The organism is Marinobacter sediminum (genome assembly GCF_016820575.1).
In the GTDB taxonomy this organism is placed as follows: domain Bacteria; phylum Pseudomonadota; class Gammaproteobacteria; order Pseudomonadales; family Oleiphilaceae; genus Marinobacter; species Marinobacter sediminum.
Map to the genome: position 1 here is coordinate 562,639 of NZ_JAEMQH010000002.1, position 14,668 is coordinate 577,306.

Annotated in this window: 11 protein-coding genes; 8 read left to right on the top strand and 3 right to left on the bottom strand. The window is 57.9% G+C overall.

What is annotated here, in order from left to right:
• Positions 1-37 precede the first annotated feature (37 nt).
• The 3 genes from lon (at position 38) to FGO67_RS09460 (ending at position 4,974) form a co-directional block, all read left to right on the top strand.
• Positions 38-2,455, top strand: a complete 2,418-nt coding sequence (gene lon, locus FGO67_RS09450) for an endopeptidase La (protein WP_203300468.1) — start codon at positions 38-40, stop codon at positions 2,453-2,455.
• Positions 2,456-2,693: 238 nt separating this feature from the next.
• Positions 2,694-2,966, top strand: coding sequence for an HU family DNA-binding protein (locus FGO67_RS09455; RefSeq protein ID WP_041344017.1), 273 nt, complete (start codon positions 2,694-2,696; stop codon positions 2,964-2,966).
• A gap of 154 nt (positions 2,967-3,120) precedes the next feature.
• On the top strand, positions 3,121-4,974 hold the full coding sequence (locus FGO67_RS09460; RefSeq protein WP_203300469.1) for a SurA N-terminal domain-containing protein: 1,854 nt from the start codon (positions 3,121-3,123) through the stop codon (positions 4,972-4,974).
• Between the two features lie 110 nt (positions 4,975-5,084).
• On the opposite strand, the gene FGO67_RS09465 is transcribed toward FGO67_RS09460, so the two are convergent.
• A complete protein-coding gene (locus FGO67_RS09465; RefSeq protein ID WP_203300470.1) occupies positions 5,085-5,957 on the bottom strand; it encodes a MurR/RpiR family transcriptional regulator in 873 nt (290 codons plus the stop codon).
• Between the two features lie 226 nt (positions 5,958-6,183).
• Here FGO67_RS09465 and zwf point away from each other — a divergent pair, with 226 nt between their 5' ends.
• Genes zwf through FGO67_RS09480 form a run of 3 tightly spaced genes read left to right on the top strand, consistent with a single transcriptional unit; the run spans position 6,184 to position 9,047 of the window.
• Positions 6,184-7,659 (top strand): glucose-6-phosphate dehydrogenase, encoded by a 1,476-nt coding sequence (gene zwf / locus FGO67_RS09470; RefSeq protein WP_203300471.1) that lies wholly within the window; start codon positions 6,184-6,186, stop codon positions 7,657-7,659.
• Entirely contained in the window at positions 7,646-8,365 is a 720-nt protein-coding gene (gene pgl, locus FGO67_RS09475) for a 6-phosphogluconolactonase (protein WP_203300472.1), read from the top strand. The genes zwf and pgl overlap by 14 nt, the downstream gene beginning before the upstream one ends.
• A gap of 34 nt (positions 8,366-8,399) precedes the next feature.
• Positions 8,400-9,047: a bifunctional 4-hydroxy-2-oxoglutarate aldolase/2-dehydro-3-deoxy-phosphogluconate aldolase gene (locus FGO67_RS09480; protein WP_203300473.1), complete on the top strand. Its 648-nt coding sequence runs from the start codon at positions 8,400-8,402 to the stop codon at positions 9,045-9,047.
• Positions 9,048-9,185: 138 nt separating this feature from the next.
• Here the strand turns inward: FGO67_RS09480 and pyk are convergent, their stop codons facing one another.
• On the bottom strand, positions 9,186-10,634 hold the full coding sequence (gene pyk / locus FGO67_RS09485; protein WP_203300474.1) for a pyruvate kinase: 1,449 nt from the start codon (positions 10,632-10,634) through the stop codon (positions 9,186-9,188).
• Positions 10,635-10,702: 68 nt separating this feature from the next.
• A complete protein-coding gene (gene gap / locus FGO67_RS09490) occupies positions 10,703-11,707 on the bottom strand; it encodes a type I glyceraldehyde-3-phosphate dehydrogenase (RefSeq protein ID WP_203300475.1) in 1,005 nt (334 codons plus the stop codon).
• Positions 11,708-11,874: 167 nt separating this feature from the next.
• On the opposite strand from gap, the gene edd reads away from it, so the two are divergent.
• Both edd and FGO67_RS09500 read left to right on the top strand, forming a co-directional pair.
• Positions 11,875-13,695, top strand: a complete 1,821-nt coding sequence (edd, locus tag FGO67_RS09495; protein WP_203300476.1) for a phosphogluconate dehydratase — start codon at positions 11,875-11,877, stop codon at positions 13,693-13,695.
• Positions 13,692-14,657 carry a glucokinase gene (locus tag FGO67_RS09500; RefSeq protein WP_203300477.1) on the top strand — a complete coding sequence of 322 codons (966 nt, stop codon included), beginning with the start codon at positions 13,692-13,694 and terminating at the stop codon, positions 14,655-14,657. Before edd ends, FGO67_RS09500 begins: the two co-directional genes overlap by 4 nt.
• Positions 14,658-14,668 lie beyond the last annotated feature (11 nt).

A 14,668-nucleotide genomic window follows, 5' to 3' on the forward strand; every position in this document is an offset into this window, starting at 1 on the left:
GTGATATGCTCAAAGAAACACCGTCAGAGGATTCCCTATGACCCGGATACCTGAAAGTACTGTGCAAGACTACCCGTTGCTGCCGTTGCGTGATGTGGTGGTGTTCCCGCACATGGTGGTCCCGCTGTTTGTGGGCCGTGAAAAATCCATCCAGGCCCTCGAAGCCGCGATGGAAGGCAGTAAGGAAATCCTCCTGGTTGCCCAGCGTGACGCCTCTACCGACGAGCCGGGCCCCGCTGATGTGTTTGACATGGGGACGCTGGCAACGGTCCTGCAGATGCTGCGGCTGCCAGACGGCACTGTAAAGGTTCTGGTCGAAGGTAATGCCCGGGCCACCATCAGCGACATCACCGAAGGCGAATACCTGTCGGGCGGCGCGACCTTGATGGAAGAGGAAGGGCTACCTGAGCGCGAGCAGGACGTGCTCATCAAAACTCTGATGGACGAGTTTGAAAAGTACGTGAAACTGTCCAAGAAGGTGCCGTCAGAGGTCTCCAATGCTCTTACCGGTATCGAAGATCTGGAGCGCCTGTCCGACACCATGGCGGCGCACCTGGAAATGCGTATTCCAGAGAAACAGGAGCTGCTCGAAGCCCTGGATGTCCGCAAGCGGGTAGATCTGCTGCTGGGCAAGCTGGACGGTGAAATCGACTTGATCGAAGTCGAGAAGCGCATTCGTGGCCGTGTCAAAAAGCAGATGGAGCGCAGCCAGCGCGAGTACTACCTGAACGAACAAATGAAAGCCATCCAGAAAGAAATGGGTAATCTGGGTGAGGGCAACAACGATTTTGAAGAGTTGGAGCAGAAGCTTGAAGAAGCCGGTCTGCCGGAAGAGGCCCGCAAGAAGACCGAAGCGGAGCTGAACAAGCTCAAGATGATGTCGCCAATGTCGGCTGAGGCCACCGTCGTTCGTGGCTATATCGACTGGATGCTGGCCATTCCCTGGAAGAAGCGCAGCCGGGTGCGTCACGACATCGAAAAGGCCCGTGAGATTCTGGACCGGGATCACTACGGCCTGGACGAGGTCAAGAAGCGCATCCTCGAGTACCTGGCGGTACAAAGCCGGGTCAAGAAGGTCAAAGGTCCGGTGCTGTGCCTGGTAGGCCCTCCTGGTGTCGGTAAGACCTCGCTGGGTCAGTCCATTGCCCGTGCTACCAACCGCAAGTATACGCGGATGGCCCTCGGTGGTGTACGCGACGAAGCAGAGATCCGCGGCCATCGTAAAACCTACATTGGCGCATTGCCGGGCAAGCTTTTGCAGAAGCTTTCGAAGGTAGGGGTAAAGAACCCGCTGTTCCTGTTCGATGAAATCGACAAGATGGGTATGGACCATCGTGGTGATCCGGCGTCAGCATTGCTGGAAGTGCTGGATCCGGAGCAGAACCACACCTTCAACGACCATTACCTGGAGGTCGACTACGACCTGTCCGACGTGATGTTCGTGTGCACCTCAAACTCCATGGATATTCCTCCGGCCCTGCTGGACCGGATGGAAATTATCCGGATCCCGGGTTACACCGAGGACGAGAAGGTCAACATCGCGTTGCGTTACCTGCTGCCCAAGCAGATCAAGGCCAACGGCCTGCGCAAGGACGAACTGATAATTCCAGAGGAAACCCTTCGGGATCTGATTCGTTACTACACCCGTGAGGCGGGCGTACGGGGCCTGGAGCGCGAGATCGCCAAGATTTGCCGTAAGGTGGTACGTGAGCACGTTGAAGCCAACGACAAGGCTTCTGTGACGCTGGAGCCGGACATGCTGGAGGATTACTCCGGTGTGAAGAAGTTCAAGTACGGCCTGGCGGAAGAGAAAAACCAGATCGGCCAGGTGACCGGCCTGGCTTGGACCCAGGTGGGGGGCGAATTGCTGACCATCGAGTGTGCACTGACACCGGGTAAGGGTCGGGTGGTTAAGACCGGTTCCCTGGGCGATGTCATGCAGGAGTCGATTCAAACGGCTCTGACTGTGGTTCGCAGTCGCGCGCCTGGGCTTGGAATTGCCGACGATTTCCATGAAAAACACGATCTGCACGTGCACGTTCCCGAGGGGGCAACGCCAAAAGACGGTCCGAGTGCCGGTATTGGCATGTGCACCGCGCTGGTTTCTTCACTGACCAAAATTCCGGTCCGTGCGGATGTCGCAATGACCGGTGAGATCACCCTGCGGGGTCGGGTTCTGCCCATTGGCGGCCTTAAGGAAAAGCTTCTGGCGGCCCATCGCGGCGGTATTAAGACGGTCTTGATACCCGATGAAAATGTTCGAGATCTCAAAGAGATACCGGACAACATCAAGGAGTCGCTGGAGATTCATCCGGTCAAATGGATCGATGAAGTGTTGGACATAGCCCTGGCGTATCCGCCGGAGCCGCGCACCGCAGATGAGTCCTCAGAAGCGGGTTCAAGCAAGCCCCGTGACGACGACGGCGACGCCGCAGAGCGCATAAATACACATTAAAGCCTTGATGAGTTGTTGACATGCCAGAGAGCCCGTTGGTATAACTGTTTCGCCGTGAAGCAGCCAATACCAAGGGCTCCCGCGCATTAAGTGCCTATTCCAAGCACCGGTTAACAGCCGCAAGGAATAAGAAAAGTGAAGAATGGAATTCTCCGACCGCCTATGCGATAGTCGAGAGCGTCCTAGAAAAAACAACCCAACCTATAACATCTTCAACCTGAAATCGAAGGGGTTTAGTGTGAACAAGTCCGAACTTATTGATGCAATTGCAGAATCCTCAGATATTTCCAAAGCCGCCGCTGGCCGTGCTCTGGACGCAATGACCAACTCCATCACCGGTGCCCTGAAAAAGGGTGATCAGGTAACTCTGATCGGTTTTGGTACTTTCTCTGTAAAAGAGCGTGCTGCTCGTACCGGTCGTAACCCGCAGACTGGTGCCGAGATCAAGATTCCGGCCTCTAAAGTGCCTGGGTTCAAAGCAGGCAAGGCCCTGAAAGACGCCGTTAAGTAACGGTTCTTTCTCAGGCAGCTCCTGTCGCAGGGAGCTGCCCAGCAAGAATTCAAGGCGCATTCCGGATAGGGTGCGCCTTTTTACGTTCAGTGCCCCTACGCTTATCGCCAAACGCTGAAAACTGCACGACCTTGAACAGGGATTCGGGAGAAACATGCTTCAAGATATTCGGGAAAACGCCCAAGGCACCATTGCCAAAATCATTATCGGTTTGCTGATCGTGTCCCTATCCATCTGGGGAATGGACGCCATCATCGGCGGCTTCTCCGGTGAGCCGGAAGTGGCAACGGTAAACGGTGAAGACATCACAGAGCGCGAGTTTCTCCGTCTGGTCCAGATGGAAAGCCAGCGTCGTCTGTCGCGCATGGATAACCCGGATCCGTCGCTGCTGAATGAAGACCAGATTCGCAAAGACGTTCTGGAGTCCCTGATTCAGCAACAGGTACTCATCCAGGATGCCGACAGCCAGGGCCTGGCCCTGACTGATGCTGACATCGACGCGCTGATCACCCAGATGCCCCAGTTCCAGGTTGAAGGCCAGTTTAACCGTGACCGCTTTGTTTCGACCGTTCGCAATATGGGAATGGGCGTGGCGGAATTCCGCGAAGCGATGCGCAAGCAGTATGTGGTCAACCAGATCCGCGCCGGCATTGTGCAAAGCGGCGTGGCGGCGAACGAGAACGTCAGCCAGTTGCTGCGAATCCAGAACCAGACCCGGGACTTCCGTGTCGTGACCGTGCCTGAGAGTGCCGTCGCCGATCAGGTGGAAATCACCGAAGACGAGGTTCAGTCGTTCTACGACGAGAACAGCAGCGCCTTCAAGCAGCCTGAGCAGGTCGATGCGGCTTACATCACCTTGTCCTTGGGTGCCCTGGCAGAATCCATTGAAATCAGCGACGACGAGCTTCAGGGGTATTATGAAACCCGTGCCGATGATCTGGCCCGGGAAGAGCGCCGTGCTGCGCATATCCTGATTGAAGATGGCGAAGACGCTGATCAGACCATGGCAACTCTGCAGCAAAAACTGGCCGACGGAGCTTCGTTCGCGGATTTGGCTAAAGAATATTCAATCGATACCGTTTCTGCCGAAGAGGGCGGTGATCTTGGCTATGCCGGCCGTGGCGTCTACAACGAAGCGTTTGAAGAGGCTCTGTTTGCCCTGGAAAAGGGTGAGGTGTCCGAGCCGGTCGAGACCAGCTTCGGTGTACACCTGATCAAGCTGGAAGACGTGCGCCGTTCGGACGTGCCTGCACTGTCTGAGATTGAAGGTCAGCTTCGCAGCGAACTGGCCCGCGAGCGTGCCGAAGAACGCTTTGCCGAGATTCGCACCCAGCTGGCGGACTCCGCTTACGCCGCCGATGATCTTGCCGGCCCGGCCGAGGAACTTGGTCTGGAAGTGCGCGAAGCCAAAGGCATTACCCGTAATGGCGGAACCGCGCCCTTTGATCACGAAGGCCTGCTGCGCCAGCTGTTCTCTGCTGATGTTGTTGAAGACGGTTATAACACCGAGCTGATCGACGTGGGCGACAACGTGTCGGTGGTGGCTCGTGTGCGCGAATACCGTGAAGCCCAGCAGTTGGCACTGGAAGAGGTCGCCGCGGACGTGCGCGCTTCTCTGAAGGCCCAGGAAACCCGCGCCGCCCTGAGTGAGCGCGCTGATGAGATCATTGCCGGCCTTGAAGCAGGCAAGTCGCTGTCGGAGCTGGGTGCAGATGAGTGGGTCAGCTACGAAGCAAAACCCCGCAATGATCAGGAGGCCGGAGCGGCCGTCATGCGGACAGTATTCTCGTTGTCCCGTCCTGCCGAAGGCGAGACCAGCTATGGCCAGTCTGTCAGTGGCAGCAGTGCCGCCGTGGTAGCGCTCGATGGCGTCAACGAGGGCGCCGTGGATGAAACTTCTGCAGAGTTTGGCCAGCTGGAAGAATTCCTCGCGTCTCTTGAGGGGCAGCGTGAATACGGTGCCTACCAGCAGTTCCTGCGCAATCGTGCGGAAGTTGAGAGACCCTAAGCCTGATTGAGTATTGAGCCCCGAAAGGGACCACAAAAAAACCCGGGTAAGCCCGGGTTTTTTTGTGGTCAATCGTCAGCTTTTGAGCGCAAGCGCGCGGCCGGCGGGTTTTATTCGGACGGAAACCGGGTCGGCTTCAGGCTCTCTTTGATTTTTTTGAGGTGCCCCAGGAAATCCGCGCCACGCTTGAGGGTGACGCCGGTGGCCAGGATATCAATCACAGTCAGATGGATGATTCGGGACGACATGGGCATGTAGACCTCGGTGTCCTCGGGCGCGGTGACGCCGACCACCACGCTGCAGACCGCGGCCAGGGGCGAATCGGGGTTGGTGATGCCAATCACGGTTGCGCCATTGGCGCGTGCCAGCTGGGCGATGTCCACGGTTTCCCGGGTGCGTCCGGTGTAGGAGATGAGCACGATCACGTCGCCCACACTGGAACCGGCTGCCACCATGCGCTGCATTAATGCATCGTCGTAAGACATTACCGGAATGTTGAAGCGGAAGAACTTGTGTTGGGCATCCAGCGCCACGGACGCTGAGCCGCCCATACCGAAGAAATTGATCTGCTTGGCCTGGATCAGGTAGTCGATAGCGGTAGCCAGGGCGTCCGGGTCCAGGGCCTGGCGAGCTTTGTCGAGACTGGCAATGGTGCTGAGCATGATCTTGTCAGCAAATTCTGAGACCGTATCGTTAGCCTCGACGTTCTGGCCGACATAGGGAGTGCCGGTTGCGATGCTCTGCGCCAGCCGGATCTTGAAGTCCGGAAAACCGGTGGCGGAAAATCCGCGACAGAACCGGTTGACGGTGGGTTCGCTGACATTGGCGGCCCGGGCAAGCGCAGCTATGCTGTAGCGGGTGGCGGCGCTGGGATCGCGAAGAATGGCTTCTGCTACTTTGCGCTCGGATTTGTTGAGACTGTCTAGCCGGGACTGAATGTCGGTAAGCAGATTTTCATCGCGGTGCGCCTGATTCGCGGCCATTAAAAGTACTCCCTGACTCTTTGGCGTTCGTTGTTTTTCGACGGCGCTGATTATACCGCGTTTCTTCCTGCTTTGGGGTAGTAAAAATGTCATTTAGTGCATTTTTTCCTTGGAAAACCCGATCCCCGATGTCATTATTTGCATAAAATTACTACATCGAACCCCGACATCCAAAGGCGAGCCGACTGGCGTTGTGATCGCCTTACCCACCGGAGAGAAGGATCCAATGGCCAATAAAAGCAATACCCGTTGTGACCTTATGCTGTTTGGCGCACTGGGCGATCTCGCTCAACGCAAGCTGTTTCCTGCACTTTACCAACTGGAGAGGGCCAAGCTGCTTGCTGAAGGCAGCCGCATTCTCGCCGTTGCGCGCACGGAAGCGGACACCGACAGTGTTCGGCAGCAACTGCTCGAAAAACTGAAGCAATACGTCAAGCCGGAAGAGTTTGATGCCACCGTTGCTGACAAGTTTTTGCAGCGGGTCGACTACCAGATTCTCGATTTCAGCAATCCCGAGGGCTTCAGCGTTCTCAACGACTGGCGAGACGACGCCCATAACGAACTGATCGTTTACATGGCGACGCCGCCGTCCATGTACGGTGTGATTGCCCGAAGTATGCGGGCGGCAAATTGCTGCAACCAGAACACCAGGGTAGTGGTAGAAAAGCCCATTGGTCATGACCTTGAGTCGTCCAAGGTGATCAACGATGAGTTGGGCGAGGTGTTCAACGAGAACCAGTTGTTCCGTATTGATCATTACCTGGGTAAGGAAACGGTACAGAACCTGATCGCCCTGCGATTTGCCAACAACCTGTTCGCTTCACAGTGGGACCAGAACCACATTTCCCACGTTGAAATCAGCGTTGCGGAGAGTGTCGGTATTGAGGGTCGGTGGGGCTATTTTGATCAGGCCGGCCAGATCCGGGACATGATTCAGAACCACTTGCTCCAGCTTCTGTGCCTTATCGCCATGGACCCCCCTTCGGATCTATCGGCGGACAGTATTCGTGATGAAAAGGTAAAGGTGCTCAAGGCGCTCAAGCGGGTGACTCCAGACATAATGGAAAGCCACGTGGTTCGCGGCCAGTACACAGCGGGTACCAGCAATGGCAAGCCTGTGCCCGGTTACCTTGAAGAAGAGGGTGCCAACAAAGGCAGTGATACCGAGACCTTTGTGGCGCTGAAGGCTGAAATCGACAACTGGCGCTGGTCCGGTGTGCCATTTTACATCCGCACCGGAAAAAGGCTGCCGGAAAAGCTTTCCCAGATCATCATTCATTTCAAACCTGCGCCGCACTACATCTTCGATCCGGATCAGAAGCACCTGGCCAACAACAAGCTGATTATCCGGTTGCAGCCGGATGAGGGTATGTCGCTGAAGATCCTGACCAAGGACCAGGGTCTGGATAAGGGTATGCGATTGCGCCAGGGCCCTCTGGAACTGACCTTCTCGGAGACCTTTGACACCGACCGGATTCCAGATGCCTACGAGCGTCTGCTGTGGGAGGTGATGAAAGGCAATCAGTACCTGTTTGTTCGCCGCGACGAGGTTGAACACGCCTGGCGCTGGGTTGATCAGGTCATCCAGAACTGGCGCGACAGTGGCGCTCCTCCCAAGCGCTATGCCGCCGGTACCTGGGGCCCGGTGGCGTCCATCGCCATGATCACTCGTGACGGAAGGAGCTGGTATGAAGACGCCTGATATTCAGTTGCCTGAGGGTATGCTTCCACGCTTCGGGGAGACCCCGGAGCAGGTCGCCGTGGCGCTGGCCGATGCTGTGGCTGAGGTTCTTGAAACCCGGCTGGCGCAGGCTCCGCGAGCCAGCCTGGTGGTTTCGGGTGGCTCGACACCGCTGCCATTTTTCAAGGCCCTGTCGGAGAAGGCGCTCGACTGGCAGCGGGTTGATGTCGTGTTGGCGGATGAGCGCTGGGTAGCCGAGGACGATCCGGCCAGCAATACCCAGTTGGTGAAGGCGCATCTGTTGCAGGGCAAAGCTGCGGCTGCCAATTACCTGTCGCTCAAGCAGCAAGGTGCGACCCCGCTTGAGGGGCTGGCGGCGGTGAATGCGGAATTGGCTGATTTGGCGCTGCCCCTGGATGTTCTGATTCTGGGTATGGGGAATGACGGCCATACGGCGTCTCTGTTTCCGGACGCGCCGGAGCTGGCTGAGGCGATCAGTGCCGACTGCCCGGACCGGGTGGCTGCGGCCACGCCGCCGTCCCAATCCCAGCAACGAATCACACTGACCTGGCCGGTACTGAAGGATGCTCGGTTTACTGCGCTACACCTGAAGGGCCAGGACAAGCTTGAGACTCTGGAGCAGGCGCTGGCCAATCCGAACGACGTGATGGCAATGCCGGTGCGCGCTTTTCTTCAGCCTGGACTCAATGTGTTCTGGAGTCCCTGAGTCTGCTTTTCATGATTTATTGGAGTAAAAACCCATGACCCAACTTTCTGAATTCCAGCGCGAGCGCGTCCAGGCCGTGTTGGCGGCCTCGCCTCTGGTGCCGGTTATCGCGATCAATGAGCTGGAAGATGCTGTTCCGCTGTGTCAGGCGCTGGTTGACGGTGGCATCAACGTGCTTGAGATCACTCTCAGGACTGAACACGGTGTTAGTGCCATCAAAGCCGTGCGTGAAGCCATTCCTGACGCCTGGGTTGGCGCCGGCACGGTCACCAGTGTGGCCGAGTATCGCCAGGTCGAAGCGGCGGGAGCGCAGTTTGTGATTACCCCTGGTGTGACCGAAGCCATTCTTGAATTTGGCGTAACCTCGGAAGCTCCGTTGCTGCCCGGTGTTTCAACCGTGTCAGAACTGATGATGGGGTATGCCCTGGGCTACCGCGAGTTCAAATTCTTCCCGGCTGAAGTGTCTGGCGGTGTGCCGGCGTTGAAAGCGTTCAGTGGACCCTTTAGCGATGTGACCTTCTGCCCGACGGGTGGTATTCGTCGCGATACGGCGAAAAACTATCTGGCGCTGAAGAACGTTAAGGCGGTGGGCGGATCCTGGCTGACACCGGCAGATGTGGTTGCTGCTAAAGACTGGGCGCAGGTCACCCAGATTGCTCGGGACAGTCTCGCAGATTTATAACTCTCAACCCTGTAACTCGCGGGCTTTAAGAAGTGCCCTTGCGGCCAGTGTCAAAAACAACGCTGGCCGCAAGGTTTGTTCACGCTCCGTTCTAGGTGTTTTGTTCGAAGCGTGAGCGCAGGTTTCTCCATCCCCGTATTAGCGGATTTCCGAACCTACCTTTACGATCTTCATGGTGTTGGTGCCACCCTGGGCATTCACATAGTCGCCCTTGGTAATCACCACCAGATTGCCCTCGCTAACCACGCCACGATTAACCAGTTCTGACACGGCCAGGGCATTGGTCTGCTCGTTCGGAATCTTGGCAGAGTCGAACGGTATGGTCTGGACGCCCCGGAACAGCACTACCCGATGCTGTGTTGAGTGATGACGGGAGAAGGCAAAAATCGGCAGGCTGGACTTGATGCGAGACATCAGTCGCGGCGTAGCGCCGGTTTCAGTCATGCAGATTATGGCAGCGACACCCTCCAGGTGGTTGGCCGCGTACATCGAAGACAGCGCAATGGCCTCGTCGACCCGCTCCATGCTCTCGTGAATCCGGTGCTTGGACTGGTGCATTGACGGGTGCTTCTCGGCGCCCAGGCAGATGCGAACCATTGCCTCAACGGCTTCCACCGGGTAATCACCCACCGCGGTTTCAGCTGACAGCATCACGGCATCGGTGTAGTCCATGACCGCGTTCGCGACATCGGACACCTCGGCGCGTGTTGGCATCGGGCTGGTGATCATCGATTCCATCATTTGGGTGGCGGTAATGACCGCACGGTTCAGTACCCGTGCCCGCTGGATGATGTGCTTCTGCACGCCCACCAGTTCCGCGTCGCCGATCTCAACGGCGAGATCACCTCGGGCCACCATGACCGCATCAGAGGCTTCGATAACGGCGTCCAGGGCTTCCACGTCGTGGGCGAGTTCGGCCCGTTCGATCTTGGCAACCAGGCCGGCGTCGGAGCCCGCTTCGTTGAGCAGTCGACGAGCCGTATGCATGTCCTCGGCAGTGCGCACGAAAGACACCGCAACATAGTCGGCGTTCAGCCGGGCTGCCGTCACGATATCCTGCTTGTCTTTCTCGGTCAGGGCGTCCGCTGACAGGCCGCCGCCGCGCTTGTTCAGGCCCTTGTTGTTGGAGAGGGGGCCGCCAATCAGGACCGTGGAGGTGATGCTGTGGTCGTCCACAGACTGCACTTCCATCTCGATGCGGCCGTCGTCCAGAACCAGGATGTCGCCTGGATTCACGTCTTCGATCAGTTGCTCGTAATCGATGCCGACGTGGGTTTCGGTTCCGGCTTCCTTGTCCATGCTGGCATCGAGGACAAAGCTTTGGCCGGCTGTCAGGGTGACCTTGTGGTTGGCGAAACGGGCAATCCGCAGTTTCGGGCCTTGCAGGTCAGCCAGCAGGGCAACGAACCGGCCCTGTGCGGCAGCCGCTTCGCGTACCTGGCGGGCACGCTGAATGTGATCTTCCGCACTGCCGTGGGAAAAGTTCAGTCGGGTAACGTCGACGCCGGCGCCGATAATGGCGGCGAGGGCTTCGGGAGAGTCGGTCGCGGGACCGAGTGTGGCGACAATCTTGGTGCGCCTGAGCATGGTTGGTGTCCTATGGTTAATCGGGTGCGTCTCTTTAAAAGTAGCGGAACTGGGCAAGGCAGCCAGAGTTACTGGCCAGCCTTGATCAGGGCAATGGCGTTGTCGAGCATGCGGTTCGAGAAGCCCCACTCATTATCGTACCAGGCCATGACTTTTACATGACGGCCGAGCACGCGCGTGTGATTGGCATCGAATACGCTGGAAAGAGCATTGTGGTTGAAGTCTACACTGACCAGCTTCTCGGTGTTGAAGCCCAGAACCGGGTTGTTTTCAGCCGCGGCTTGCACGGCAGCGTTGATTTCTTCGACCGTGGTGTCGCGACCGGCGATAAAACCGAAGTCTACCAGTGACACATTGATGGTGGGCACCCGAACAGCCAGGCCGTCGAGTTTGCCATTCAGCTCGGGAATCACCTTGCCAATGGCAGCGGCAGCGCCGGTTTTGGTGGGAATCATCGACTGGGTCGCCGAGCGGGCGCGGTAAAGATCAGTGTGGTAAACGTCACTGAGCTTCTGGTCATTGGTGTAGGAGTGGATAGTGGTCATCAGGCCGCTTTCGATGCCGACGCTCTTGTGCAGGGCTTCAACAACAGGAGCCAGGCAGTTAGTGGTGCAGGAGGCGTTGGAGATGACTTCATGCTCGGCGGTCAGGGTATGGTGGTTGACGCCGTAAACCACCATGGCATCAGCGTCGGGTGAGGGCGCTGAGATGATGACTTTGCGGGCGCCGGCCTTCAGGTGAGCGGCTGCCTCGTCGCGTTTGGTAAACAGACCAGTGCACTCGAATACCACGTCCACGTGCAGGTCGCTCCAGGGCAGTTCTTCCGGATTGCGGATGGCGGTAATGGCAATGCGGTCGCCATTAACGGTCAGTGATTCGGCATCGTGTCCCACCACGCCATCGAAGCGGCCGTGGACGCTGTCGTATTTAAGAAGGTGGGCGTTGGTCTCGGCGTCACCCAGATCATTGATGGCGACAACCTGGACTCGCTTGCGGTAGTCATTTTCATAAAGTGCGCGGAGAATGTTGCGACCGATGCGGCCAAAACCGTTAATTGCGATGCGAATAGTCATCGTCCGACTCCTGATTTGGGTGTTTTTTGTTCGTTTGTTGAGTTTAATGTAGTAAATATAACAACAAAAAAAGAAAGTTTGAACGATATTTGGGTGAAAGATGTCAAAAAAGAACGTAAAATTACGCCCAATTCAATATGTCTTCTATGCGACCGATGGAGCCCATCATGCATCCAACCGTTGAAAAAGTTACCCAACGAATCATTGAGCGCAGTCGTGCCACCCGGCAGGACTACCTCGACCGAATGAACCAGCTGAAGGCGCAATCTCCCCATCGGAGCAGTCTCTCCTGTGGCAACCTTGCTCACGGCTTTGCCGCTTGCAGCCAGGGTGACAAAGACACCCTGAAGTTCATGAACAAGGCCAACGTGGCGATCGTATCGGCGTACAACGATATGCTTTCGGCCCACCAACCGTATGAAAAGTTCCCGGACATGATCCGCGCGGCGGCCCACAACATGGGTTCGGTGGCGCAGTTCGCCGGCGGTACGCCTGCCATGTGCGACGGCGTTACCCAGGGTCAGCCAGGTATGGAGCTGAGCCTGTTCTCGCGTGACACCATCGCCATGAGTACGGCGGTAGCCATGAGCCACAACATGTTTGACGCCACGGTGCTGCTCGGTATCTGCGACAAGATTGTGCCGGGGTTGTTGATTGGCTCCCTGAGCTTCGGCTACCTGCCCACCATTCTGGTGCCTGCCGGGCCGATGCCCTCAGGGCTGCCGAACAAGGAAAAACAGCGCATCCGTCAGCTCTATGCCGAGGGCAAGATCGGCAAGGACGAACTGCTGGAGGCCGAGAGCAAGTCCTACCACAGCCCGGGTACCTGCACCTTCTATGGCACCGCCAACAGCAACCAGTTGCTGGTTGAGGTGATGGGCCTGCATCTGCCGGGCTCGGCCTTTGTGAATCCGAACACGCCATTGCGGGACCGTCTCACCCAGGCGGCAACGGAGCAGGTGATCAAATTGTCGAAGCCCCACGGCGGTGAGCTTGGCCTGGGCGACATGGTGGACGAGAGAAGCATCGTGAATGCCCTGGTTGCGCTGCTGGTGACCGGCGGTTCGACCAACCACACCATTCACTGGATTGCCATTGCCCGGGCAGCCGGCATCATCATCGACTGGAACGACTACGCCGAGCTGTCGTCCGTGGTGCCGTCCATGACCCGCATCTACCCGAATGGCCAGGAAGATGTGAATGCCTTCCACGAGGCCGGCGGTACCCCGTTCCTGATCCGTGAACTGCTCAATGCGGGCTACCTGCACAATGATGTCGAGACAGTCATGGGACATGGCCTGGAGCGTTATACCCAGGGCCCTGAACTGGACAACGACAAGCTGGTCTGGAAGCCGGCCCCGGAGAAGAGCCTGCGCCCGGATGTTCTGAGCACAGCCTCCGAGCCCTTTGCGCCGGACGGTGGCATGCGGGTCCTCGATGGCAACCTGGGGCGCGGTGTGATCAAGGTTTCCGCGGTGGCCGACGAGCATCAAATCGTGGAAGCGCCGGCGGTGGTGTTCAACGATCAGAACGAGCTGAAGGCAGCTTTTGATGCCGGTGATCTCGATAAGGACTGTGTGGTTGTGGTGCGGTTCCAGGGTCCGAAGGCCAATGGCATGCCGGAGCTTCACAAGCTCACACCGTATCTGGGTGTGCTGCAGGACCGGGGGTTCAAGGTGGCGCTGGTCACCGACGGCCGCATGTCCGGTGCCTCGGGTAAGGTGCCGGCCGCCATTCATGTCTATCCGGAAGCGCTGGATGGTGGCCCGTTGGCGCGGGTTAAGTCGGGCGACCGAATCTGTGTTGATGCCAAGGCGGGTTCACTGCGCATCGACATCGATGACGAGGAATTGGCCAAACGTGAGTCTTTCAAAGCAGACCTGAGTGCGTATCATCACGGCTACGGTCGGGAGATGTTTGGCTGGATGCGTCGTGCAGCCAGCAACCCGGAGCAAGGCGCTAGCTTTTTCTGGAATCACGAGGCATGACAGACACACAGTATTCACTGGTCGGAGACATCGGCGGCACCAACGCCCGCTTCGCCTTGGTGAAGCAGGGCGACGTTCGCCCGCAGGCTATCGAGGTGCTTCGCTGCGGTGACTACGACAACATCGACAGTGCAGTGACGGACTACCTGGCCAGGGTAGGGGTGAGTGAAGTAAGTGAGGCCTGTTTTGCCGTTGCCTCACCGGTGCGAGACACCCAGATCCGGATGACCAACAACCATTGGCGCTTTGATACAGAAGAGGTTCGGGCGCAATTTGGCTGGCGGGCGTTCAAGGTTATCAATGACTTTACCGCCATGGCGCTGGGCGTGCCCCATGTGCCGGAAGAGCATTTGGTGCGGGTGTGTGGCGGGCCGGGCGATCCCCGCCGTGCGCGGCTCGTGATCGGGCCTGGTACCGGGCTGGGCGTCTCCGGACTGGTGCCTTTGCAGCACGGTTGGGTGCCACTGATGACCGAGGGTGGGCATGTGGATTTTGCCCCCACCGACGACACCGAGATGGCCATCCTGCGGATTCTGAAGGCCCGGTTCGGGCGGGTGTCGGTTGAGAGAATTCTCTGTGGCCAGGGGTTGCTGAACCTCTATCAGGCCCACGCCGAAATTCAGGGTGTGGCAGCGCCACTCGATGCCCCGGAAAAGATCACCGCGGCGGCCCTGGAGCAGGTCGATTCCCTGGCCCGGCACACCCTTCGTCACTTTTGTGAGATCTTGGGGCGAGTTGCGGGGAACGGCGTACTGACCCTTGGGGGCACGGGCGGCGTTTATCTGTGCGGCGGCATTCTGCCCCGTTTTCTCGATTTCTTCCTGGAAAGCCCGTTCCAGCAAGGCTTTGAAGACAAAGGCCGGATGCGACCACTGCTGGAGTACACGCCGGTGTTTGTCGTGACCGAGCCCTACACCGGTTTACTGGGTGCCGCCGAGGCGCTGGCCAACCCCGAGGTGTAACCAGTGCTCGG